General features: G+C 49.6%; 22 protein-coding genes. 7 read left to right on the top strand and 15 right to left on the bottom strand.

The annotated features are described in order from the left end of the window. Positions 1 to 266 precede the first annotated feature (266 nt). The 11 genes from AC14M5_RS11245 to upp form a co-directional block, all read right to left on the bottom strand. A complete protein-coding gene (locus AC14M5_RS11245; RefSeq protein WP_484029762.1) occupies positions 267 to 752 on the bottom strand; it encodes a cupin domain-containing protein in 486 nt (161 codons plus the stop codon). Between the two features lie 179 nt (positions 753 to 931). Next, positions 932 to 2,254 carry a C69 family dipeptidase gene (locus AC14M5_RS11250; RefSeq protein WP_484029763.1) on the bottom strand — a complete coding sequence of 441 codons (1,323 nt, stop codon included), beginning with the start codon at positions 2,252 to 2,254 and terminating at the stop codon, positions 932 to 934. A gap of 497 nt (positions 2,255 to 2,751) precedes the next feature. Then, entirely contained in the window at positions 2,752 to 3,189 is a 438-nt protein-coding gene (locus tag AC14M5_RS11255) for a hypothetical protein (protein ID WP_484029764.1), read from the bottom strand. Positions 3,190 to 3,207: 18 nt separating this feature from the next. Next, positions 3,208 to 3,507: a class I SAM-dependent methyltransferase gene (locus AC14M5_RS11260; protein WP_484029765.1), complete on the bottom strand. Its 300-nt coding sequence runs from the start codon at positions 3,505 to 3,507 to the stop codon at positions 3,208 to 3,210. A gap of 69 nt (positions 3,508 to 3,576) precedes the next feature. Beyond that, positions 3,577 to 3,984, bottom strand: coding sequence for a DUF1801 domain-containing protein (locus AC14M5_RS11265; protein ID WP_484029766.1), 408 nt, complete (start codon positions 3,982 to 3,984; stop codon positions 3,577 to 3,579). 113 nt (positions 3,985 to 4,097) lie between these two features. Beyond that, positions 4,098 to 5,783, bottom strand: coding sequence for an amidase (locus AC14M5_RS11270; RefSeq protein WP_484029767.1), 1,686 nt, complete (start codon positions 5,781 to 5,783; stop codon positions 4,098 to 4,100). A gap of 1 nt (position 5,784) precedes the next feature. Beyond that, positions 5,785 to 6,819: a zinc-dependent alcohol dehydrogenase family protein gene (locus AC14M5_RS11275; RefSeq protein WP_484029768.1), complete on the bottom strand. Its 1,035-nt coding sequence runs from the start codon at positions 6,817 to 6,819 to the stop codon at positions 5,785 to 5,787. 13 nt (positions 6,820 to 6,832) lie between these two features. Further along, positions 6,833 to 7,381, bottom strand: a complete 549-nt coding sequence (locus tag AC14M5_RS11280; protein WP_484029769.1) for a methyltransferase family protein — start codon at positions 7,379 to 7,381, stop codon at positions 6,833 to 6,835. A 3-nt stretch (positions 7,382 to 7,384) separates the two neighbouring features. After that, on the bottom strand, positions 7,385 to 7,711 hold the full coding sequence (locus AC14M5_RS11285; protein ID WP_484029770.1) for a TfoX/Sxy family protein: 327 nt from the start codon (positions 7,709 to 7,711) through the stop codon (positions 7,385 to 7,387). Positions 7,712 to 7,741: 30 nt separating this feature from the next. Beyond that, the gene (locus tag AC14M5_RS11290) at positions 7,742 to 8,440 is read right to left on the bottom strand and encodes a DUF922 domain-containing protein (RefSeq protein WP_484029771.1); all 699 of its coding nucleotides are present in this window, start codon (positions 8,438 to 8,440) and stop codon (positions 7,742 to 7,744) included. 11 nt (positions 8,441 to 8,451) lie between these two features. Continuing rightward, on the bottom strand, positions 8,452 to 9,078 hold the full coding sequence (gene upp, locus AC14M5_RS11295; RefSeq protein WP_484029772.1) for a uracil phosphoribosyltransferase: 627 nt from the start codon (positions 9,076 to 9,078) through the stop codon (positions 8,452 to 8,454). Positions 9,079 to 9,184: 106 nt separating this feature from the next. On the opposite strand from upp, the gene AC14M5_RS11300 reads away from it, so the two are divergent. Next, on the top strand, positions 9,185 to 10,075 hold the full coding sequence (locus tag AC14M5_RS11300; RefSeq protein WP_484029773.1) for a radical SAM protein: 891 nt from the start codon (positions 9,185 to 9,187) through the stop codon (positions 10,073 to 10,075). Next, positions 10,072 to 10,497, top strand: a complete 426-nt coding sequence (locus AC14M5_RS11305; RefSeq protein ID WP_484029774.1) for a nitroreductase/quinone reductase family protein — start codon at positions 10,072 to 10,074, stop codon at positions 10,495 to 10,497. Before AC14M5_RS11300 ends, AC14M5_RS11305 begins: the two co-directional genes overlap by 4 nt. On the opposite strand, the gene AC14M5_RS11310 is transcribed toward AC14M5_RS11305, so the two are convergent. Both AC14M5_RS11310 and AC14M5_RS11315 read right to left on the bottom strand, forming a co-directional pair. Further along, entirely contained in the window at positions 10,478 to 10,822 is a 345-nt protein-coding gene (locus tag AC14M5_RS11310; RefSeq protein WP_484029775.1) for a TFIIB-type zinc ribbon-containing protein, read from the bottom strand. The genes AC14M5_RS11305 and AC14M5_RS11310 overlap by 20 nt on opposite strands. A 95-nt stretch (positions 10,823 to 10,917) precedes the next feature. Beyond that, a complete protein-coding gene (locus AC14M5_RS11315) occupies positions 10,918 to 11,472 on the bottom strand; it encodes a TFIIB-type zinc ribbon-containing protein (protein ID WP_484029776.1) in 555 nt (184 codons plus the stop codon). Positions 11,473 to 11,637: 165 nt separating this feature from the next. On the opposite strand from AC14M5_RS11315, the gene AC14M5_RS11320 reads away from it, so the two are divergent. The 5 genes from AC14M5_RS11320 to AC14M5_RS11340 all read left to right on the top strand — a co-directional run bounded on the left by AC14M5_RS11320 (position 11,638) and on the right by AC14M5_RS11340 (position 19,483). After that, entirely contained in the window at positions 11,638 to 13,644 is a 2,007-nt protein-coding gene (locus AC14M5_RS11320) for an AMP-binding protein (RefSeq protein WP_484029777.1), read from the top strand. 111 nt (positions 13,645 to 13,755) lie between these two features. Beyond that, the gene (locus tag AC14M5_RS11325; RefSeq protein ID WP_484029778.1) at positions 13,756 to 14,322 is read left to right on the top strand and encodes a hypothetical protein; all 567 of its coding nucleotides are present in this window, start codon (positions 13,756 to 13,758) and stop codon (positions 14,320 to 14,322) included. A 257-nt stretch (positions 14,323 to 14,579) separates the two neighbouring features. Then, positions 14,580 to 15,644, top strand: coding sequence for a hypothetical protein (locus AC14M5_RS11330; RefSeq protein ID WP_484029779.1), 1,065 nt, complete (start codon positions 14,580 to 14,582; stop codon positions 15,642 to 15,644). 117 nt (positions 15,645 to 15,761) lie between these two features. Then, a complete protein-coding gene (locus tag AC14M5_RS11335; protein WP_484029780.1) occupies positions 15,762 to 17,525 on the top strand; it encodes an SUMF1/EgtB/PvdO family nonheme iron enzyme in 1,764 nt (587 codons plus the stop codon). Between the two features lie 308 nt (positions 17,526 to 17,833). Then, the gene (locus AC14M5_RS11340) at positions 17,834 to 19,483 is read left to right on the top strand and encodes a formylglycine-generating enzyme family protein (RefSeq protein ID WP_484029781.1); all 1,650 of its coding nucleotides are present in this window, start codon (positions 17,834 to 17,836) and stop codon (positions 19,481 to 19,483) included. 72 nt (positions 19,484 to 19,555) lie between these two features. Here AC14M5_RS11340 and AC14M5_RS11345 read toward each other — a convergent pair whose 3' ends face one another. Continuing rightward, on the bottom strand, positions 19,556 to 21,091 hold the full coding sequence (locus AC14M5_RS11345; protein WP_484029782.1) for a YncE family protein: 1,536 nt from the start codon (positions 21,089 to 21,091) through the stop codon (positions 19,556 to 19,558). A 7-nt stretch (positions 21,092 to 21,098) separates the two neighbouring features. Further along, the gene (locus AC14M5_RS11350; protein WP_484029783.1) at positions 21,099 to 22,466 is read right to left on the bottom strand and encodes an amidase; all 1,368 of its coding nucleotides are present in this window, start codon (positions 22,464 to 22,466) and stop codon (positions 21,099 to 21,101) included. Positions 22,467 to 22,550: the final 84 nt, after the last annotated feature.

Raw genomic sequence — 22,550 nt, forward strand, 5'->3', positions numbered from 1 at the left:
TGTGCGGAACACCAAAAACCAGACGCCTTTCAGCGTTTCTGTCCCACTTTTCAAAAATTATTTTTGAAAAGTGACTTTTTCGACAGTCTCAACGGTTTGCGTTACCTGCGCTGGGGCAGGGACGGCGAAGCCGTCCAAGCAGAAAAATGATAAGGCGTGTGAAAAGGCTTGGGATGTGCGCAGAATCCCCAGCGTCAGGTGCACGCTTTGTTGGCTGGCGTTTTGTTGCGCTAGATTCATTGCCTGAAAAAGACGCCGCTCCATTACTAGACCTTCAAAGGCGGCCCAAGTAACTCCATGCCATGAGTACGCCATAATTCAGGGTCTTGGGGTGGCATTGCATTGGCTTTTGTTACTTCTCGAAAGAAAGATTCCATTTTTCCTGCTGGCATAAAAGCAATAAGGATTTTGCCACGTTCACCACCAGTATATGCCCAGACATGCGGGACTTTACGAGGTGCAAGAACTGAATCGCCAGGGTGTAACGTAAATTTCTCTTGCCCTACTTCCAGGATGAATTCGCCTTCAACCGCATAGAACCATTCATCTTGGTCAAAATGCAAATGTCGTGCGGGGCCGCCTTTCTCGTGAAAGGTGTTTTCGATAACAAAGACACCATCGCTATCTTTTGGCGTTACTTTGAAAGTAATCTCACTAACACCAAGCCCGCGATGCTCTCTAAACTGGTCTTGGTTTGCGGCGACTCGAAGTATAGGAGCGTGATTGTTTTGAGGTTCAAGAGAAATACCCATAAAAGACTCCTTTTTGAACATAGTTTATAGCGTTGATTTTTCAGGAAGCCAGCCAACTATGGCTTAACCAGACGGATTTCTGTATAACCACCCAAAATGGGGGCTTATCCCACAAGGGGACTTTACAGAAATATTGCTGGATAACACCCTATATACAGTATTATACAACTCCCTAAACTCTAAATCTCCAATTTTGCCTTCTCATTAAACCCATTCCACGCCATTGAATGGAAGAATGCTTTCTTCGCAGGCACGGCTTCTACTCGTTTGAGCCATTCGGCTTCGGCGGCGCTGCTTTCAGCCAGGCATTGATTGGTGAAGTCTGCGCGTTCTCTGGCGGGGGCGGATTGTAACTTCAGCGCGCCTTGAACGAATCTTTTTTCCATTTCATCACGTTCGGCGGCGTAGGTTTTGATCCGCTCGGGGTAGTTGAGCAGCGTGGCGCGGTGCAGTTTTTCGTGAGCCCAATACAGCGAAGAGTCGGCTTGGTGTGTTGGAGCAGGCCCGAGGTTAAGAGAAGCGGCGGCACGCGAAGCGATCCAGAAGGGTTTGAAAATGCTGGTGCAGGGGGCAGATGTTCCAGTGGCGAAAATGATCGGGTTGTTTTTATCCAGATACACCACCATGGAAGCGGTGCTTTGGCTGACGCGAATGGGGCCGAAGCCCGCGTGCATGCACACATCCACTTGGGTGATGCTTTTCTGCGGGTCGAAGTTTTCATCGTTGTGGTGACGCAGGGTGGCCATCATCGATTCGATGCTGACTTTGCCCTTTTGCTTATCGAGCGTGGTGATGGTGGTGCTGCGGCGAACCCGTCCTTTGCCAAAGCTGGTGAAGATAAGATCGGAATAATCCCTGGCAAGATGGAATTTATTGGCAGATTTTGAAAAGCCTTTTCGTATGGCAAGCGGCACGAGGTTTGGCGAAGCCATATCGTATTCGCTGCCAATAGTGAGACAGTTGGAAATGGAATACACATCCCGCACCTGGCGCACCGCCCATTGCTTATCTACTGTTTCGAGCACCCAGGCCTCTTCTGCGTTGGCAATGATGAAGCTGTTGTGATAATAAAGTTCTTCGCCATAGGTGCAGTTGCCGCCCTGACCGAATTCTTCCAGCAAGTCTATGATTACTTGCAGGGCTTCACGCGGTGTGACGGCACGTTCGAGCGCGGCGCGCAGCATATCCATGCCGAGCAGGGCGGGCTTTTTGTTGGCGGGGATTTTTGAAAAGATGGCTTCATTGCCGATCACGAGTCCGTGTTCGTTGACGCCCATCTCTGCGCCCCACATCCAAAACGGTTTGGAGAGCAGGACTGCATTGGTTTTTTCAACCTGGGGAATTTCAATGTACGTGCATTTTAGGGGGCTGCCTGCAATATGTTTTTCGGCAGGGAAGAAAGCCATGTGCTGGCCCTCGTTCGGTGGGCGGTCTGAGTTTTTCCCGAAGACGGCAACACCGTTGGATGTGGCAAGTTTGGTAGCGATAAGAGTGTCACACATGAGTTTGCCTCACTTGTTAAGTTAAGATGGCAAAGTATAGCATATTAGAAAACTCATTCCCACCGTACATATGTCGTTGTACACATGTCATTGCGAGGGTGCACTTGTTCTTTGCCCGAAGCAATCTCCTCGTGCGTGTCGGGGATTGCTTCGGCAAAGACCGCCTCGCAACGACATCAATTGAGGAATTTCTTAACGCGAATTATCCGAATGTGCGAATGATTCGAATAAACCCTGAAAGTCTAAGCGACTTTGCGCCCTAGAGGCTCGAGCCGCCGCCCTTTGCGTAGCATCCTGTGGACGGCGGCGTTTCCTTAGCTAGGACAGGTGTGAGAATAAATCTTGTGCCGAGAACGGCGCAAGGAGCGGTTGTGAAAGTCAAACTCTTAACGCGAAGGCGCAAAGTCGCCAGGATTTCAATAAGACACTTTACTTCTTTGCGCCCTTGCGTCGTTGCGTTAAGACTTTATGTTTTTGCAAACGACATCAATTCACGATTATCGTTTCTCCCATTTCGTGATCAGCATTTTCACGCGCACACGCACTCGCGCATCCGCACTGGCCGAGGCCCAAAGCGACTTTGTTTTTTGAAAGACAGCCTCTTCCAGTTTTTCAAAATCCTCCCATTCTTCTTCCATAAATTCCTTCATCTCAGAAGGCGTATCCCAATAATAAAAGAAGTCAAATTGCTCTTCTTCTTTTTTGATGTACCACCCTTTGGATTCGACCTGCCGCATAGCCTTGAACGCCGCCTCGTCATCTTCCACCGCAACGGGCAGATCGGTCAACCTGCCCGCTACCTGCGCAGTCCCCGAAGAGGGGGACCCCGCTGACGAAGTGACTTCCACCGACCAGTTTGACTCAACTGGCCGCAGATCGATCGGTATCCCATTTGGTTTCAACGTTCTGCGAATTTCATCCAGAGCATGAACCATGCTCTCGCGCTCCATTCATCAGAGTGACCAGGCCAGGACGGCAATGTCGAATTTCTCTTTCGAGAACGGAATATGCATTGCGCTGGCCTCTGCAAAATGGACATGCGTACTGCGAGATTTATCTCGCATATCTGCGCGTGCCACTCGCAATGAATCGTGATCGGGGTCAAATGCGATCACCTGCTTTGCAGATGCGGCATACTTAAATGTCAACCGCCCCTCGCCGCAGCCGACTTCAAGGACCTCTTTATCTTTGAAGTCTACAAATCTATGCAAAATTCTTTGCTCAAATCCTTCGGGGTCTTTTTGTAGTGTCATGGATATTTAGCTCTGGAGTGATTTAACTCTGGGGTGATTAACTCTGGAGTACATCAGCTTGCTGATGTACTAATTCTTCGCCGCCTTCACGGATACGTTCACGAGTTCCTTCAAGACCTTCATATCCACATCCGCCAACTTCTTGATATACAAACAGCCTTTGCCTGTTGTATGTTTGCCAAGCTTTTTCAGCAAGTCGGCTTGCGTGGTAAAACTTCCCATTACGTATAGGGTCAGGTTTTGTTTGCGCGGCGAAAAACCTGTAATGAACCAGTCGCCTTCACGTCCGCTGGCGTATTTGTAGTGATAGTCACCGAAGCCCACGATGCTCGTCCCCCACATCTTTGGCTCAGCCTTTGTGGCCTGCTTCATGATCTTCATGATCTCGAAACAATCCTTGCGAGTTTGCTCGTCCTTAATGCTATTCAGGAAACTTTCCACGCTTGCTTTCGTCTTTTTTGTTTTTAACTCGGCCATAACGTTCTCCTTTTTAATCCGTCATTGCGAGGGCGCTCTTCGCCCGAAGCAATCCCTAATTCCGTGAGGGATTGCTTCGTCGGGAAAACACCCTCTTCGCAATGACGATATGCCTAAAGCACCTTGTAATACACCTGCGGAGCTTTGCGTTCCACAACCTGTTCAGCGGCGAGTGCCATACGCAGCAGCGTGACTTCATCCCACGCTTTGCCGATGGCCTGCATTCCGATGGGTAATCCCTTTTGAGTATAGCCGACAGGAAATGAAATCGCGGGCAGGCCTGTCAGGTTGGCGGCGGTGACGAAACGCAGAATCTCGATGGTGGTGGTCAGATCTGAATCACCATAAGGCAATGCGCCTTTCTTGATCTCTGGCGCAGGAATGCCCGTTGTGGGAGTCAGGATCACATCCACTTGTTTGAAGGCGTTGTTAAAGTGGTTGATCATACGGGTGCGGATACGCTGTGAAATAACATAATCCTTCGCCGTAAATTGACGCGCCAATGCAAGGTTGATGCGCACATCCAACCCATATTCTTTATGATGTTTATCATATGTACTGTTCAAGGCCTGCACCATTTCACTGGTGATGGTGACGATGTGCGCGATTCGATTCGCTTCAAGGTTGGGGATTACGATCTCCACGATCTCGCATCCCATTTTTTCATACTCTTTGAGTATGGCTTCGCAGGCCGTAACCACTTCTGCATCCGCGTGGCGGAACCAGGGCCAGTACACGCCGAGTTTGAGTCCCTTTAAGTTTAGATCATCCCAACCTTTTAGAGTTGGCAAAGGTTGATGTATTGACATTGGGTCTTTAGGGTCTGGGCCAGCGATTGCAGCGTAAGTTAAAGCTGCATCGGAGGCGGAGCCAGCCAACGGTCCAATATGAGCGACGCTCCAATCCAAAGGATATGCTCCAAATTCGCTGATGCGTCCAAAGGTGGCTTTCAACCCGACCAATCCACAAAACGAAGAGGGGATGCGGATCGAGCCGCCGCCATCCGCGCCAATGGCAACGGGCACAAGCCCTGATGCGACGGCTGTGGCAGGTCCGCTTGAACTGCCGCCCGTATAATGATTTATGTTGTATGGGTTGCGTGTTGTGCCATGATGCGGGTTCAACCCAGTGACGTTGATACCGATCTCGTGCATGTTGGCTTTGCCTACCAGTAATGCGCCTGCGCTTCGCAAACGTGCAACCACTGTGGAATCTTCTGTGGCTGGGGTCTTTCCCAAAAACGCTGTGCCTGCCGTGGTTGGGTAAGGCGTCATATCCATTTCATCTTTGATTGCAATCGGCACGCCATCGAAAACGCTGAGTGCTTTGCCCGCCCTGAACCGCAGCGTGGACTCACGTGCCTGTCTCATTACATCGTCGCGGTTGATGGCGATAAACGCCTTCAGCGGTGCGTCCCCTTTATTGCTGGTGCTGATGCTGGTCAAAACTTTTTTGGCAATTTCCTCGGGCGTGGTCTCGCCATCACGATAGGCTTTTGCAAAATCATGGATGCTTGCAAATTGAAATCCTTTTGTGCCATGTGCTTCACGCGGCCATTCTTCTTCAAGGACAGATGCTGCTTCCTTATGCAATTCACCTGTGAAATGGATCGGATGATTTGTGGGCACTTCGTCAAAATCTTGTTTTCGCAGCCAGCTCACGCCCGCGCTTTCAAAGAGACTCGGCATGAGCAACCCACGCAATGGGCCTTCGACCAGTGAGGTAAAGATTTTTAACATCCCGCCCGCCAGATAAGGCAGCTTTACAGTTTTCAAGTCATATTCGTTTTTGTTTTCCATTTTATACCCTCAGAACTTTCGCTCCATGAATTTTGCCTTGCTTCATTTCCATCAGCGCCAGGTTGGCGTCTTTCAATTCGTATTCTTGAAATTCAGGCTTTATATTTGCCTCCGCGGCCACTTGCAGAAATTCACGCACGTCCGCCCGCGTCACATTTGCAACCGATTTGATTTCCTTCTCCATCCATAAATGCGTTGCGTAATTCAATTGGAGGAGGGCATCCTTATCCTTTTCCTCTTTACGGATCGCATTAATGACCAGTCTTCCTCCTGCTCTCAGATATTTTAACGCTTCAACATCCGCGCCCCAAATTGGTGTGGTGTCAATAACCGCATCTAACGCCTCAGGCGGATTCTCATTAATTGCCCCCGCCCAGGCTGCGCCAAGTGAAAGCGCAAATTCGCGCTCATCCGCGTTACGACTAAAAACGAAAATTGGAGAATTGGGGAATTTATGTTTTGCTACTTTCAATACCAAATGATTCGATCCCCCAAATCCCATTAATCCCAATGATTGACCATCTTGAAGGTTGCTCAATCGTAATGCCCTGTATCCAACTGCGCCTGCACACAACAACGGCGCAGCTTCTGAATCAGAAAATGATTCTGGTATCGGGTGCACAAAATCCGCGCGGACTTTCATGTATTCAGCGTAACCACCATCGATGTCACGCCCCGTCGCTTTGAAATCGGCGCACAGATTCTCGCGCCCCGTTTTGCAATAATCACATTCACCGCAAGCGGACGCGATCCACGCCACGCCCACGCGTTGGCCGCTCTGGAGTGGAACAGCTTGCTGTTCCACATCTGACAGCAAGCTGTCAGACTCCAGAGTTCCCACCACCTGATGCCCCAATATCACAGGTAGCTTCGGCGGGGGAGTCCGCCCTTCGATCTCATCCAACTCTGTGTGACAGACTCCGCAGCGCGTAACTTTGATCAGCACTTCGCCATCAGCCAGAGTCGGCTCGGCGCGTTGAACCAGCTTCAAGGGAGGCTGAAGCGAGTTTACTTCCGCGAGAGATTCAAGCAGCATGGCTTTCATATCATCAAATTAGAAATGGGATGAATCGTTTTGTGTGGTTCATATAATCTTGATATTTTGTGCCGAAGAATTGAATGCATTCGGCCTCATCGGCTTTTGCGGTTGCGATTAGAAATATAGTAGCGACGATGGCTAGTACACTGCCCGCGATGGACGGAAGTTTGAAAAATATGCCCCAGGTTAGCAAAAGCAATGAACTATAAAGCGGATGGCGAATGTATTTGTAAACGCCGCTTGTGACCAGTTGCGTGGTTTTTTCAAATGCAAGCAATGTCCGGTCGCTCTCTCTGTTTGCATTTGGCTTCCCCTGCGATCTCAACGCGTTTACACCGAATGCCAGCGGGACCAGGGATGCAAAGAGTAGAGTCCAAGCAATGAGTTGATACCATGCAAATGGGTTTTGAAACCAGAATCCCATGTTGAGCAGGAACAATCCCAGGATACATTCCCACGCGAAGAAACGATAAAAGCCATGCGAGCGTGGTGCGCTCAATGATGCACGGGAGATGTAGATCAGGAATGCGGAGCCGATTCCAAAAGCGATGGCCTTCATGTCTTATTTTGGCGGAAGTGTCAATGCAAATTCGACGCCTTCCTTGATCCATGCGTTGAGTTGTTTTGTTGTTTTACAACCCTCCGCTTCTACCAGCAGCCAACCTTTCATGGGTTTGCCCGTGAGGTCAAAGAGCTTTGCATGTGGCTTCTTGAGAAGGGAATTGTGCTTTTCAGGGTCAACACGCACGATCAAGTTGTCTTTATTGACACCGCATGCCATGTTGCCATGAATTAAGAAGCCGACTCCTCCGAACATTTTCTTTTCAACGACGGGAAGTCCCTGCATCCCTGTGCGAATCCGCTCTGCCAGTTTTGTGTTGTAGGTCATCGAAGGCTTTCTTTCATAAATAACCCGACCCTAGGGAAAAATGGTCGGTTCGACCTCTCGATCATACTTTAATTGGGCGCGGTGAAGATCTTGTTCAAAACCATTCGCAATATCCCATGCTTCCGAGCATGTTCTGGCGGTGGTAATAACTTTCATCATGGCTGCAAAGTAGTCTCTTACAAGTTGAATGTGACCTTCTTCATGCGCCTTTACCCCGTCCATAAATACTATCCATGCCTCGATCAATTCTGGTGAAGTATCTGACGGGGGTGACCAACGAGGCGCATAAACCTTGAGTGTGTACCAGATTTCTCCTTTTGTTGGATCGCATTCAGCAGTTCCTCTGCCTGGCCAGGTGTATAGCAGATCATATTCCATGGCCGCAATACTGTGTTCATGCTTGAGCCCTGCAATCGGCCCCTTCTTTTCCATTTCATCCAGTAGTGTCTCTCGTGTGGCGCCTTCAATATCGTAATACTCCATTCGTATTCTTGGAAACACTATTAATCCTGGGAAGTAGGAGAGTGGTGTCGTTGTTGTGATTGGCGCCATCACTGTTGGCGGTTTCTCTTTGGTTGGTACCTTGGTTGTGATTGGCGCCACCGCTGTTGGCGGTTTCTCTTTAGTTGGGACCTTGGTAGAGGAAATATCTGGCGTATCAAATAAAACAGAACATGCCATTATCGTAAGCGGCAGCAGCCCCAGCGAAACCTTGATGATATTCTTCATCTTGATAGCACCTAACCCGTTCCGAACTGTCGATCCCCTGCATCGCCCAGTCCTGGGACAATATATGCGCGTTCGTTGAGATGATCGTCAATCGCGGCAACATAAATATCGATATCGGGATGTGCGGTTTGCATGGCCTTGATTCCCTCTGGCGCGGCGATCAGCCCAACATACTTGATTTTCTTTACGCCCCAGCGTTTGAGGATTTCCGCTGTGGCGGTGGCAGAGCCTCCTGTTGCAAGCATTGGGTCGAGAATTACACAAACGGAGACGCGTGGGTCAACGGGGAGTTTGTTGTAATACTCAACAGGTTTGAGGGTGTGTTCATCCCGATACAACCCAATATGCCAAACCTCCGAACTAGGCATGAGTTCCCAAAAACCTTCCACCATGCCAAGCCCTGCGCGCAAAATAGGAACAAGGCCGATCTTTTCCTTGAGTTCCGCTCCCGTCATTTTTTCGAGAGGGGTTTCCAATTCGCGCGGAATGGTGACAAGGTCGGCAGTTGCTTCGTATGCCAACAGCGCGGCGATCTCGCGCACCAATTCGCGGAATTTCTTTGGTTCTGTATTTTTATCACGCAATCGTGATAGTTTATGGGCGACAAGCGGGTGGGGGGATGCAAAGACGTTTGACATGACTGCCTCCAAAAAAGGGTTACTTTATTATAGCCCGCAAGGTGATTTTTGACCCGTGACTCGATGCCATGAATTAAGTACAGTAATAAAGAGCAAGGAGTTCAGAATGAAACTCGAAGGCTTACATATTCTTCTTACCTATCAATGCACGTACGAGTGCGATCACTGCTTTGTGTGGGGCAGCCCATGGCAAACTGGAACGCTCACAAGCCAACAGATCGAACAAATCCTTGAGCAGGCAAAAGACGCGGGCGTTACTTCGATTTACTTTGAAGGCGGCGAGCCGTTTTTGTATTATGCCGTTTTGGTAAAAGCCGTTCGCAAAGCGACGGATATGGGTTTCTCAGTTGGCATCGTTTCCAATGCATATTGGGCAAACTCTGTGTCAGATGCCGAGGAATGGCTGCGTCCATTTGCGGGACGTCTTGCCGACCTCACTGTGAGCAGTGACTTGTTCCATTGCAACGAAGCGCTGGGTGAACGTCCGCAGAATGCGCTGGTTGCAGCAAAGATGTTGAACATTCCAACGGGCATGATCAGCATCGCGCAACCTAGCATAGGTGTGAAACAAACACATGGTCAGATCGAAGATGAAGGCGCAGTCATGTTTCGTGGCCGGGCGACGAAAAAGCTGGTTGAAACAGTGCCCAGCCATCCCTGGGAAAGATTCGATTCCTGTCCGCATGAAGATTTACGTGAGCCGGGGCGCGTCCATCTTGATCCGCTGGGCAATATCCATATTTGTCAGGGCATCACCATTGGCAACCTGTTCGAAACGCCGCTCAAAGAGATTTGTGAAAAATATGATGGGGATGCACACCTGATTTGCGGGCCGCTGCTCGAAGGCGGACCTGCCGCGCTGGTGACCGAATATAACCTGCCACATGATTCACACTATGCGGATGCCTGTCACCTGTGCTACGAAGTGCGAACTACGCTGAGGGAGCGCTTCCCGCAATATCTGAATCCCGATCAAATGTATGGAGTGATGAAATGAGTGGAAATGATTTTATGAGTTGGGTATTACGCTCGCCATTTCATGGCATGTTGAGCAATGGCATGATGCTCATTACGGTCACCGGGCGCAAAACTGGCAAACAATATACAACCCCCGTTGGTTATTACAAAGAAGATGGATATTTATGGATTATCACCAGCCGCAATAGAACCTGGTGGAGAAACCTTCAAGGCGGCGCGAATGTGAAATTATTATTGAAGCGCAAGCCTGTTCAAGGATTTGGGGAAACCGAATTGAATCAATGCGCCGTTGAATCACATTTATATGAATACCTTCAACATGCTCCGCAAGCGGCAAAGCCGTTTGGAATTCGCGTTGAAAATAAAATTCCAAATGCGGATGATATTGCGCGCATTGCTAAAGATAGATTATTTGTAAAGATCAAAATTGACCCAATATAAATGGTAATGTGCCAAGCACTGCGCACAACACGATCAATATCACCAGGGCTACCAGGCAGGTGGGGAGAATCCAGCGGAACCAGGTCCACAACGCATATAAATTCCACGCCTTGATGGCAATTGGCTGAGCTTTGCGAAGCAGGTCGGGCGCATCCACTTCTAAGCTCACAGCTGGTTTTGCTTTATCCACCTTTGGCAGTATCTTCGTCTGAAAATGTTCTGGGATGGTTAAGTTTGCCCCACAGTATGTGCAGGACATTCTCATATTTCCTGCTTCGGGTTCATTAGGTGCGCCGCAGGCAGTACATGCAAAGAATTGAGTCATGTTTTTTATTCTCCAAAGTCTGGCAATTATAAAAGAGATAAATTAAATAAAAAACGCGGACAAAACGATGTCCGCGTTTTGGCTTGATGTACGAATTAGAAAGAATTGAAGGCTGCCCAAATGCTGGCAAAGACACCGATCAACACAGGCAGGACGGTGATAACGATAATAAACATGACGAAGGCCGTGATGCCGCATCCCAGCCACATGGACCATTTGGTAACTGTTTTCGCGGTATCCGCATAGCTAGCCATGATCGGGGCGATCTGAACAGCAGTATATCCGCTTGTGGTTGGGGCGAATTCATAGGTTTGCGCGCCCGCCAGTGCATCAACTGTGTACTTTGCATCCGATTCGCTGACGTGCGCAAAGCTCACATATTTCTTGATGGCTTCGTCTTTCTTTCCCATTTGCGCCAGTTGCATGACCTCAGCCCATTGCGCACCGTAGCCATTCATGGCGTTCATGTCCACGCCGCTGAATAGACTTCCCTGCGATTGTCTTTGATTAGGGTCGGGCTTGCGCAGGCTTTCAGGGATCACAACAGAGTTGCCGCAGTAAGGGCACTTCATCGAGCTCTCCCCACTGGGTGGGTCGATTGGCCCTCCGCAAGCGGGGCATTTCAATAATCTCATAGTAAAGTTAGACATAAGACTTCCTCCGAAATTTGGCGATGCGCGCATTATACGCCCGTTCCTGTTGAATAGGGTGTTACATTCGTACTACTATTGACTCGGCGATGGTTTGTAAAAAGGTTCAGTAATTTCTGCAACAAGCGGTAGAATCGAAACAGCCATTACAAGAGGAGATGCCCAATGACCGAGCAATTTACATTCGGCGGTGAGTTTGTTTGGAAGCCAACCCCTGAATATATTGAACACGCAAATTTGACAACCTTCATGCGATTGCATGACATAAAGGATTTCGATGAACTCATGCAAAAATCCACGGGTGATGTAGCATGGTTTACCGAAGCAGTTCTGAAATTTCTTGATGTTCAATTTTACGAGCTGTACTCAAAAGTAGTAGACCTGTCTGATGGAATTCAATTTCCGAAATGGTGCGTGGATGGGAAAATGAATATTGTCCATAATTGCGTGGATAAGTGGCAGAAAACAGAAAGCAGAAAACAAAAAGCGGTTGTATTTGAAGGGGAAGAGGGGATTACAAAAACACTTACTTACGAAGAACTATATAAAGAGGTAAATAAAGCCGCAAATGCGTTGCGTTCATTGGGACTGGGCGAAGGTGATGCGATTGGCATTTTTATGCCGATGACCCCGGAGATCGTGATCGCTCTGCTTGCCATCGCGAAGATCGGCGGCATCATTCTGCCGCTGTTCTCTGGCTATGGCGCGGGAGCCATCGTCTCGCGCATGGTGGATGCAGATGCGAAGGCCCTCTTTGCATCAGATGGTGCATTTCGTCGTGGCAAAGCAGTGGAGATGAAATCCATTGCGGATGAAGCGGCGGAGCAAATCCTTACTTTGAAACATATGATCGTTTTGAAACGAACAGGGCAGGATGTAAAAATGAAAGCGGGACGCGATCACTGGTGGGCCGATCTGATCGCGCCTCAACCTGATTCTGCTTCGACAGAAATTACCTCCGCTGAAGATCCGTTGATGATCATCTACACGTCTGGGACAACAGGCAAACCAAAAGGTGCACTGCATACGCATTGTGGATTCCCCGTCAAGTCTGCGCAGGACATGGTATTTGGCACGGATGTGCATGGCGCTTCGACTGCGCTCCTCGAAGAGCACTCGTCGTTCCGCTCAGCACGAACTGATATTATTTATTGGATGACCGACATGGGTTGGATGATGGGGCCCTGGCAGGTCTTTGGCAGCCTCTTGCTCGGCGCAACAATGTTCATTTATGATGGCGCACCAGATTTCCCTGCGCCAGATCGTTTGTGGGAGCTGGTGGAAAAACATAAGATCAATCAATTGGGGGTCTCGCCAACTTTGATCCGCTCGTTGATTCCGCAGGGAGATGAACATTTCAAGAAGCACGATCTTTCATCGCTGAAATGTTTTGCGTCCACTGGTGAGCCGTGGAATCCTGACCCGTGGATGTGGTTGTTTGAGAAAGTTGGCGAAAGTAAACGCCCCATCATTAATTATTCAGGCGGGACGGAAATCTCCGGTGGCATTGTGATGGGTAATCCGCTATTGCCGTTGAAGCCCTGTGCTTTCTCCGCGCCTTGCCCCGGTATGGATGCGGATGTGGTGGACGAAAACGGAAAGTCGGTTCGTAATGCGGTTGGGGAACTAGTCATCAGGGCCCCGTGGGTCGGAATGACCCGCGGCTTTTGGAAGGATAGGCAACGGTATCTCGATACTTATTGGTCGCGTTGGGAAAATATTTGGGTGCATGGTGATTTTGCCGCAATTGATAATGATGGCCTGTGGTACATCCTCGGGCGCTCGGATGACACAATTAAAATTGCGGGCAAGCGATTAGGACCCGCCGAGGTTGAGTCCATTTTGGTGCGGCATGATGATATTGTGGAGGCTGCTGCTATTGGAGTGCCGCACGAGATCAAAGGGAGTGAACTGATCCTTTTCGCAGTGACCAGGCCCGGGGTAGAAAGAAGCGATGCACTTCGTCAACAATTGAAAGAGATGGTCGTCGCTGAAATGGGCAAGCCGCTCGCGCCGAAGGCCATCCTTTTTGTTTCTGATCTGCCAAAGACTCGCAATGCAAAAGTAATGCGCAGGATGATCCGCGCGGCGTATTTGGGTATGGAGTTGGGGGATACATCTTCACTTGTGAATCCACAGGCGGTGGATGAGATAATCAGGAGCAGGCGGTAGCACCAGGCCATCCTAGGGACTTATCTGCTTGTATTCGTGAAAATCTGCTCTATAATAATAAAAGGCCAAACAATCGCTCGTTTGTTCAATAGTGAAGAAAGGGAAATGAATATGAAAAAGTCTTTATTCACCGTATTAATGTTATTGGTTATGTTGGTAAGTGTTGCCGCTGAAAAAACGCCCGGAATCGCCCTTACCTTGATCAGCGTACGTAATAATTCCTCGGGCCCCACTTTTGTCTTTTTCGTAACCGGAGATTTCTCAAAACGTGACCTGCAAGGCAGTGTGTGGGTGCAAGGTGGCGATGTATATACCCTGTACTGCTCACAAGCTGACGAAGTCACTGCGGTCTGCCATACGAGCAAAAAGGCCGGCGATTCGGACGTGGTAATCACCTTTGGGGGTTCGACGTTTTGGACCTTTGTTCCTGCCGCTCATATAAATCAATGGTGCTATAAAGTTTATGATTGGAATATCCCAGATCCTGCTATTGACCATTGGGTGGATTACGGTCTGACTTGCCAGGAAAAACCTGCCACCGAGGGTGACGTAATATTTTTTGATACCCCGGCATGGCCCCTTTCACCTTATATCTATACGCCGAATGGGCCAGATGCGGCCTGGTGTACCTGGCCGAACGAAGGAGAAGGCTATTACTTTCCAGGCTGCCCGGATTGATCGGTTAACCTCAGCTCATTGGATCTGAGAGTGAAGAACGGCCCTGTTTGTTTGGCTCAGGGCTGTTCTTTTTATCATGCTGCTTACAAAGGCTTGATTCATTCAACCTATCTAGATTTGGAGTTGGGGGACATATCTCTTGTGAATCCACGGGCGGTGGATAAGATAAATCGGATAGTGAGTCCATGACAAAAGCGTCATTGCTGTTCAGGTCGTAACTACCTAAAATTGGTATACCTCAAGTAGAAAGGTGTCCAATGAGAAAAAACCTGAACAAGTTTGTTTCCTTAAGTCTGTTCGTTATCCTTTTTTTGTCGGCATGTAATTTGGGTAAGACAGCGCCATCGGCTACCGAAGCGCCTGTAGAAGCTGATGTTGCTTTACCCGCTAACACCCCAACTGTTGCGCCCCCTACACCCACCGAAGGGGTGCAGCATGTGATGGTTCCGGGTGAGTTACCTGATGTTCAAAGCGGCGTTGCGGGGGATCAGGATTCTTCGATTACAGCAGCCGAGAACCGCGCACCAAGCGGTGACCGTTTCACCTTTGGCCGTTACGAACGCCCTTTCAACAGCGAAGCGATGGACGTGTATTATCCGTACCTTGATATACAAACATCGCAATTCCTTCAGGATGACACCTGGTTTTATGGAGTCATTACCCTGAAAGCCGATGAATCAAGCCATGAACTTGCCGGTAAATATGGATTTGAAATTGACCTGAATGTAGATGGCGGAGGCGATTACCTGATCATGGCTGTAGCGCCTTCCTCTACAGAATGGATCACGAATGGGGTGCAGGTCTGGTTTGATGAGAATAATGATGTGGGCGGCAGTGTCAAAGTCACTGCGGATAAAGTGTTGCCGGGCGGAAATGGATATGAAACCCAGATTTTTGGTACAGGCCAGGAAGGTGACCCAGACCTAGCGTGGGTGCGAATTTCACCGACAGATCCAAACTCGGTGCAGATCGCGGCGAAATTATCCCTGCTGGGAGGTGATACTTCTTTTCTGGTAGGCATGTGGGCCGGTAATGATGACTTTGCGCCTGAGTTCTTTGATGTGAATGATACTCTTACGCATGAACAGGCAGGAGCTTCCCTGAAGGAGCTCGAATTTTTCTATCCGATCAAAGAAGTATCTGAGTTGGATAATGTCTGCCGCATGGCGATTGGTTTTCAATCCTCTGGAACTGAACCAGGCGTATGCCCCCTGCCGCCTAAGCCGGGCGGAGGTAGTGATGAGCCTACAGGTTGTCCCCCGGAGTTTACTGTCTGTTTTAACTTCGGTAATCAAACTGTATGCTATTGCACCCAGCCATAATTGGCGTGTTGACATCAAGGTTGTGAAAAATAAGGCCGATATTCTTATATCGGCCTTATTTTTTCTCTGCATTATAATAATGAGCGTCTCGTGTATATGGCGAGAGAAGGAGATTGAATGAAAAAAGTTCGATATGTGATGGTTGCGTATGTCCTTGTGCTTACGTTTGTTTTATCGGCATGTGGCGCAACCCCAACGCCGCAGTTGATCGTGGTGACCGTAACTTCATTGCCGCCTACAGATGCGCCAACTGTGGCGCCCACACCAACTTTTGAGCCTGTTGCTCTTTCAGGACCGCAAAGTGGATCTGCGATGAAATGGGTGGATGGTAGCACTCTGATCTATATTCCCGCGGGTGACTTTACGATGGGTGATGGGATTAACGCGCTTTCGCATAACGTCACTTTGGATGGGTACTGGATCCAACAAACCAAAGTCACCAACCGCATGTACGAACGGTGTGTAAAAGTTGGGGCATGTTCGGCTCCCTCCCAGGAGCTGGGCGGCCCTGTTTTTAGCAACCCAGAATTCGGCAGTCACCCTGTTGTTGGAGTGACCTGGGATCAGGCCCAGGCATATTGTGCATGGACTCAAGGCGGCTTGCCGACAGAAGCACAATGGGAAAAAGCTGCGCGCGGAACGAATGAGAATATGTATCCCTGGGGCAATAATGACCCAACCTGCAGCTTGCTAAACTTTAGTAACTGCTACGAGACTACAAGCGGCGTAGATGCATTTGCGTCAACGGGTGCGAGCTCTTATGGTTTATGGGATATGGCGGGAAACGCCTTCGAGTGGGTGGGTGATTGGTACGCTGAAAACTATTATGGCGTTTCACCAATTGCCAACCCCACCGGCCCCGAAAGCGGGCTGTACCGCGTAGTGCGTGGCAGTTCTTTTGAAACAGATGACAGCCAGGTTGCTTCAGCCATCCGCCGCTTCAATGAACCAGATGATAGTGAACGCGACACCAGCTTTCGCTGCGTTGTAGCGGCTCCTCAACCGATTGCCCCTTATTGCCAACTGTCTGCCTTTGTGCCTGTGGGCGCGAATGTTTCCACCAGTTGTGAACTGCCCGAAGGTGTGGTGACCGATCAATATTGTGCGCAGGGCGAGACCTACGCTAAGATCCAACTTTCCTTTGGATCAACCTGGGAGGTGCGTGGCACACGTCTGATATGCACACAAGCGATCAATGACGGAGTCAGGCAATTGACTTGCAGCGGCCCAGAAACGATTGAATCCACAAATGAGATCGTAGTATGTAATGAGTCCTGCTCAGATAACTCGATTGTGGAAGGTGTTAGCCCTGTTTGTGGCCCTGGCTATACACTCGACTCATCTACCGGGATGTGTAATTACACACCGATTTTGAGTCAAGCGGGTGTTTCGGGCTGCCCCGTTGGATATGCCATCAAAGAAAGGGGAGGCCAGCAGACTTGCGTCATTAACAAGGATGCGAATGGCTATTGCCCGGCAGGTTCATACTTCGATGAGCTGGCTGAAATGTGTGTGCCTCCAAATGGAGAAACCTCAGCGCCATACGGCATTGACAATGAATCACTCGCAGGACAAACTTATGCTGGCTGTACGGTAGGCTATGCTTATAATGATGGTTTCCAATGCTGCCAGGCAGTAACCGGTGGAACTTATCCCGGCTGCGACCCCGGTTACACATTCAACTCTGACTTGCAAGCCTGCATTCCCGCAGCGGCGGAGCTCAGTGGAGAAGGCTGCACCACGGTTCGGGTAACCACCATCAAGTGCAGTGAACCTGTTAATACCTGTGCGCAATTCAGCGACAGCGAATCTCGTTGTGTTGCGAATTTCTGTTCGTGGAACGAAAAAGACGCGGTTTGCGAAATGAGACCTACACCGTAATTCCTGTCCCGCAGGGTGTGTAGCACCCTGCGGGATTTTTTTTATTTATTAAGTTGCTATCTTGAAATAAAAAGAAACAGGTCACCCTGAGGGAGCGTGTTCTTCGCGACCGAAGGGTCTCTGTTCACGGTCTCAGAGATGCTTCGGGGCAAAAGGCGCCCCTCAGCATGACACAACAGGAGTATGGTAGCAACTTGAGTTATTTATGACCATTGGGCCATGATCGTTTTAATACTAACCAGGGGATGAGGGTTTATAATTTTTATAGCATAACGCAAGATCAAGTGTGAAAACTCAAGGAGAATGAGATGAAGCGATTTTTATATTTGATTTCGATCATCACCATTTTGTCGATCATCATTTCTGCCTGCGGTGGAAGCACCCCGCCGACAGCAGAAGCACCGACAGCCACCAGCATCCCGCCCACGGCTGAATTGCCGCCACCAACTGAACCTCCTGTGGCTACCGATGCGCCCGCCACCCTCGTCTCAGTGGATCTGGCGGGTCCGCCAATGCAAGTCGGTTCCAAATATCTCTATGTAGATGGTACTGTTTTAGTTGCAGTTCCGGGCGGCCCATTTACCATGGGCTATAACTTTGCGGATAACCCTGAGCGCGTCATTACGGTCAGCGATTTTTGGATCTATAGTACCAAAGTCACCAACCAGCAGTATGCTCTGTGCGTAGAGTTGGGTAAATGCAGCCCGCCGGACCCAGTCAATAGCCCTTTATATGGTGATTACAGATATATCAACTTTCCAGTTACCGGCGTGAACCATGCCCAAGCTGGGGAATATTGTTCCTTCGTGCATGCGCGTTTGCCCACTGAGGCCGAATGGGAGAAGACAGCCCGCGGCCCGGATGGAAACCTCTTCCCCTGGGGTGATTCAGGCCCGAACTGCTCCTTATTGAACTATAAATTTTGCGTCGGCAAAACATCGGATGTGAATGAATACGAGGATGGAGTCAGTTATTATGGTGCATGGGATATGTCCGGGAATGCGCGTGAGTGGGCTGCGGATTGGTACAGCCCAACCTATAACATAGTTTCACCGGTTGGAGATCCAGTAGGAGAAGAATTCGGGGAGAAACGCTCCGTGCGCGGGAGCAGCTTTACGGATAGCGCCGACCCGTCTATATCTGCTCACCGCTTCTCTCTTAATCCGATAGAGAATCTGCCCGATTTGGGTTTTCGCTGTGTAGTGGAGGATCCAACCTACTTTGCTCCATGGTGTCAGCAGTTGGCTTACATTGGCCCAGGCATTAATGGCACCCAACCAGATTGCGTACCCGTCGTAAACTGCAACAAGGTTGACATTTCACAGGCACCGAATTGCAATATAAGCCTGGCCGCCGTTAGCTACGTTCCATACACAATCGTTACATTTGAGCTATCAAACACGCCGCCGGATGGCTGGACCTATGATGTGCCGGGCTGCTCCCAGATACCGGGTGAGCAAACACCCACGAAGGATAAATATCTATGCAACCCCGGTGACGTGGGCCCGGCAATTGCAAAAGGTGCTTGCTCATATGATGCTCCTGCTTCCTGTGAAGTTTGCCTGGAGCATTACAACAAGGTAGGGGATGAATGTCAGTGGGACGGCAGCGGCACCGAGGGCACAGCCTGCCTTCCGGGTTCCACCTACGATCCGCTTTTACAGTGTTGTACTTCCACAGATGGCAGCGGCGTAAACATAAACCTCTGCCCAGCGGGTACATATCCGCTGAATGGGGCCTGTGTAAAAAATCCCCAGGCTTTGATAGATATAGACACCCAGGGGGTGCTATTTGACAAAGAATGCAAACCGCCAATCATTGTCACTCCGGGCACGGGCCCTGGCGATGATGACGGTGATGACACTACTGGTTGTCCGCTAACGCCTAACGACTGTCCATTTGGTGTTGATACAATTAAATGTGCTTGTCTCCCCCGAGGAGGCTCAACTTCTCCGTAAGTTATAAGGCCCCGGCATAAAACAATGCCGACGTCAGTCATAAAAGCAGCCTCAGATAATCCCGGGCTGCTTTTATGTATCCAATGCGTAATGCACCTTAAATAGATTCTTTGCAGTTGAAACATATGCAATCCCATTTTCCACATCCAGTGAGATCGTGCGGATCCAGGGGCCGATGTAAAAGCTGGCAACAGGCTCATAGGTGTTCAAGTCGATCACTTGCATACGGTTGTTGATGAAGTTGCCAACCAGTAGCAGGTTTCGTTGTGGGTCGATTGTCAACGTGCGGTCACCGAGGCTGGCTTTGATTTTGCCTTTGAATTCCAAAGTGTCCGCATCGTAACGCAGGATAGCGCCCTCCGATGGTGAGGCGACCAATACCTCGGAAGCGCTGGGAGAGAAAATCAATCTGTCTGTTCGCGGGCTGGTTTCCACGTGCCGAATCACTTCATGCGAACGCATATCCCACGAGATCAGATAAGTATCTCGGAATGAGTTGAAGTATAAAATATCCTGGTCAGGATGAAAGGTGATGTTGGTGGGGATCAGCGGTATCGGCATTGTTGCAACGATTTCGCCGCTCGTGCGGTCGATCATCACGAAGGGCGTGCCAGTCTCTCGGTCCGCTTCAGAGGCGATGGTGATGCTGTCAGTGTTTCGTTGCCAGTTGACCCACACATCACCCGGCGAAAGCCCTACAACAGGTTCGGAGCGAAAAATCTCTAATGTCACCGCATCAAGATATAGCAGTTCGCTTGTATCGGCTTTGTAGATATATAGTTCTTGTAAGTCGGGATTATAGGCAAAGCTTTGAGGCTTGCCTATCTTCGCATCCGACCTGCCAGGCGGTTGGCTAAGATGTTCCACGTCGTAGGCGAAAAGGTAATTTACATTATGCCCGGCCGCATAAAGCAACCTGTGCTCTGCGTTGAACTCGATCCAGTTGTAGCCTCCCTCCGCAAACTTTTCGACTGCCGGGTTGGCATGTAGTTTTTCACCGAGAGTTAGAATTCTCTGGTTGTTATAAGGCGTCAGCAAAAATACCCAGAAGAGCGGGGCTATCAACACGCCGCCCAACCATGACCATTTTTTGACCGAACTGCCTGGCCAGAGTTTATCCGTCAGCCAATAGACATAAGCCTGAGGAAAAAGCGCTTCGCACAACCCAACACCTTTGAGGAAAGCGAAGGACAGGAATCCACTTCCAGGAATCCACTTCACAAATTGCTTCTCCGGTACGGTATTGAGTGCCAGAATTAAAAGAACAACAGTTGTTCTTGTCAACGCGTTTGATGTTAATAATAAAAATCCAAATGAAAAATAAATTACCGTAAATGCGCCGATCAGGAAAGAGATGTAACCCCAAAACTCGGATGCCGCCCATTTTTTAATCAGCCAATATCCCAACACTAACGCGAGCACACAAGCGAAATAAAGAATAAACCTTGTCCCTGAAGTGCTGACGGAATATATCCCGAACTCTATCACCGTTCCAAGGTTGAAATATCTTTCAATAAGAACGGCGATCTGCGAGCGATATAAATATAAACCTGCCGCAAGAATCGGCAGGCGCAGGAATGCCCATATGATTAACCCTGATCTCTTCATGCATTGATTATAAAGCCAGCTCAGGTTTCATTTTGTGCCAGTCAGTTGCTTCCTGAAAGGCAAAGCCTGCCCTCAACACGCCCGCTTCATTCCACGCGCGCGAAACAACCTGCAAACCGATTGGCAATCCCTCATCCGTAAATCCGCATGGCACTGAAAGCGCAGGTAAACCTGTCAGATTAAATGGAGCCGTAAAACGAGTCAATTGACGGGCGCGTTCGATGGCGTCTTCTCCCTCCAAAAGCGGAGCGGTGATGGGCGTGGTGGGTAACAGCAGTACATCATATTGTTCGAATAATACATCGCATCTTCGCTTGATTTCAGCTTGAGTGCGCCTCGCCAGCACGTACTCGCTGGATGTGAATGCCGCTCCCGTTTCCAGCCGCTGACGCACATCCGCCCCGAACCAATCCGGGTGCTCCATCAACCTTTCACGATGGAATGCCGCGCCATCAGCCTGAACCATGATTCCATTTGCGAGTGCGGCTTCGCGCAGAAAATCCACATTCACTTCTGCAATGCTTACTCCCTGTTCCTTTAGTATCTGCGCCGCCACGCGAACTGCCTCCAGAATTTGCGGGTCTGAGGCTTCCACATACTCACCAACCGCCAGCGCAATCTTGCGCTCTTTCATCCCATCCCGTAGATGACTGGAATAGTCGCCGGGCAACGTCTTTACTGAAACAGGGTCCAACTCGTCATATCCGCCCATCACTTGAAGCATTAATGCGGCATCCTCAACTTTGCGGGTGATCGGCCCTGCATGATCCAAGTTCCATGAAAGCGGCAATATTCCACGCAGGCTAACACGTCCAAATGTTGGCTTCAACCCAACCACCCCGCACAATGAAGCAGGGATGCGGATCGAGCCGCCAGTATCTGTGCCTAGGGCGGCCAGTGCCATATCTGTGGCAACGGCTACTGCGCTCCCGCCGGAGGAACCGCCGGGCGTGCGAGTTACATCCCATGGATTTTTGCAGGCCCCAAAATGTGGATTGTTATTGGTCACACCGAGTGCAATCTCATGGGTATTGGTCTTGCCGATGATCTGAGCCCCCGCCTTTTTGATCTTTTGAACTACAAAAGCATCCTCCGCTGGGATGTTGTGCGCGAAGAATTTCGAACCGCCTGTGGTGCGAATCCCTTTTGTATCGTACAAATCCTTCACTGCAATGGGTAAGCCGTATAAGGGCATACTTCCCGCTGGGGGAGGTACGTCTCTTTCGGGAGGGATCACCGTAATGAAGGCATTCAGCGTCGGGTTGAGCCGCTCAATTTGACGGTAGCAGGCTAAGGCGAGGTCCGAAGCGTTCTTTTCCTTGCTCTTGATCAAATCGCGTTGGATCGTCAGGGAAAGGTCGGTTTGAGTCTTCATCCGATAAATTATATCGATTTCTTCCCAACCTCCCATAGTCTATAGGTACTGCGATCCATACAATCGGCGTCAGAATTATTGCGG

The sequence above is a fragment of the Candidatus Villigracilis sp. genome (assembly GCF_057083605.1).

Bases quoted from the DNA above. Each gene is read 5' to 3' on its own strand.
- AC14M5_RS11335 (WP_484029780.1), top strand. From the start codon at position 15,762: ATGAAAAAAGTTCGATATGTGATGGTTGCGTATGTCCTTGTGCTTACG.
- AC14M5_RS11260 (WP_484029765.1), bottom strand. From the start codon at position 3,507: ATGACACTACAAAAAGACCCCGAAGGATTTGAGCAAAGAATTTTGCAT.
- AC14M5_RS11345 (WP_484029782.1), bottom strand. From the start codon at position 21,091: ATGAAGAGATCAGGGTTAATCATATGGGCATTCCTGCGCCTGCCGATT.
- AC14M5_RS11275 (WP_484029768.1), bottom strand. From the start codon at position 6,819: ATGCTGCTTGAATCTCTCGCGGAAGTAAACTCGCTTCAGCCTCCCTTG.
- AC14M5_RS11250 (WP_484029763.1), bottom strand. From the start codon at position 2,254: ATGTGTGACACTCTTATCGCTACCAAACTTGCCACATCCAACGGTGTT.
- AC14M5_RS11350 (WP_484029783.1), bottom strand. From the start codon at position 22,466: ATGAAGACTCAAACCGACCTTTCCCTGACGATCCAACGCGATTTGATC.
- AC14M5_RS11325 (WP_484029778.1), top strand. From the start codon at position 13,756: ATGAAAAAGTCTTTATTCACCGTATTAATGTTATTGGTTATGTTGGTA.
- AC14M5_RS11330 (WP_484029779.1), top strand. From the start codon at position 14,580: ATGAGAAAAAACCTGAACAAGTTTGTTTCCTTAAGTCTGTTCGTTATC.
- AC14M5_RS11320 (WP_484029777.1), top strand. From the start codon at position 11,638: ATGACCGAGCAATTTACATTCGGCGGTGAGTTTGTTTGGAAGCCAACC.
- AC14M5_RS11300 (WP_484029773.1), top strand. From the start codon at position 9,185: ATGAAACTCGAAGGCTTACATATTCTTCTTACCTATCAATGCACGTAC.
- AC14M5_RS11310 (WP_484029775.1), bottom strand. From the start codon at position 10,822: ATGACTCAATTCTTTGCATGTACTGCCTGCGGCGCACCTAATGAACCC.
- AC14M5_RS11255 (WP_484029764.1), bottom strand. From the start codon at position 3,189: ATGGTTCATGCTCTGGATGAAATTCGCAGAACGTTGAAACCAAATGGG.
- upp (WP_484029772.1), bottom strand. From the start codon at position 9,078: ATGTCAAACGTCTTTGCATCCCCCCACCCGCTTGTCGCCCATAAACTA.
- AC14M5_RS11280 (WP_484029769.1), bottom strand. From the start codon at position 7,381: ATGAAGGCCATCGCTTTTGGAATCGGCTCCGCATTCCTGATCTACATC.
- AC14M5_RS11285 (WP_484029770.1), bottom strand. From the start codon at position 7,711: ATGACCTACAACACAAAACTGGCAGAGCGGATTCGCACAGGGATGCAG.
- AC14M5_RS11270 (WP_484029767.1), bottom strand. From the start codon at position 5,783: ATGGAAAACAAAAACGAATATGACTTGAAAACTGTAAAGCTGCCTTAT.
- AC14M5_RS11265 (WP_484029766.1), bottom strand. From the start codon at position 3,984: ATGGCCGAGTTAAAAACAAAAAAGACGAAAGCAAGCGTGGAAAGTTTC.
- AC14M5_RS11315 (WP_484029776.1), bottom strand. From the start codon at position 11,472: ATGTCTAACTTTACTATGAGATTATTGAAATGCCCCGCTTGCGGAGGG.
- AC14M5_RS11245 (WP_484029762.1), bottom strand. From the start codon at position 752: ATGGGTATTTCTCTTGAACCTCAAAACAATCACGCTCCTATACTTCGA.
- AC14M5_RS11305 (WP_484029774.1), top strand. From the start codon at position 10,072: ATGAGTGGAAATGATTTTATGAGTTGGGTATTACGCTCGCCATTTCAT.
- AC14M5_RS11290 (WP_484029771.1), bottom strand. From the start codon at position 8,440: ATGAAGAATATCATCAAGGTTTCGCTGGGGCTGCTGCCGCTTACGATA.
- AC14M5_RS11340 (WP_484029781.1), top strand. From the start codon at position 17,834: ATGAAGCGATTTTTATATTTGATTTCGATCATCACCATTTTGTCGATC.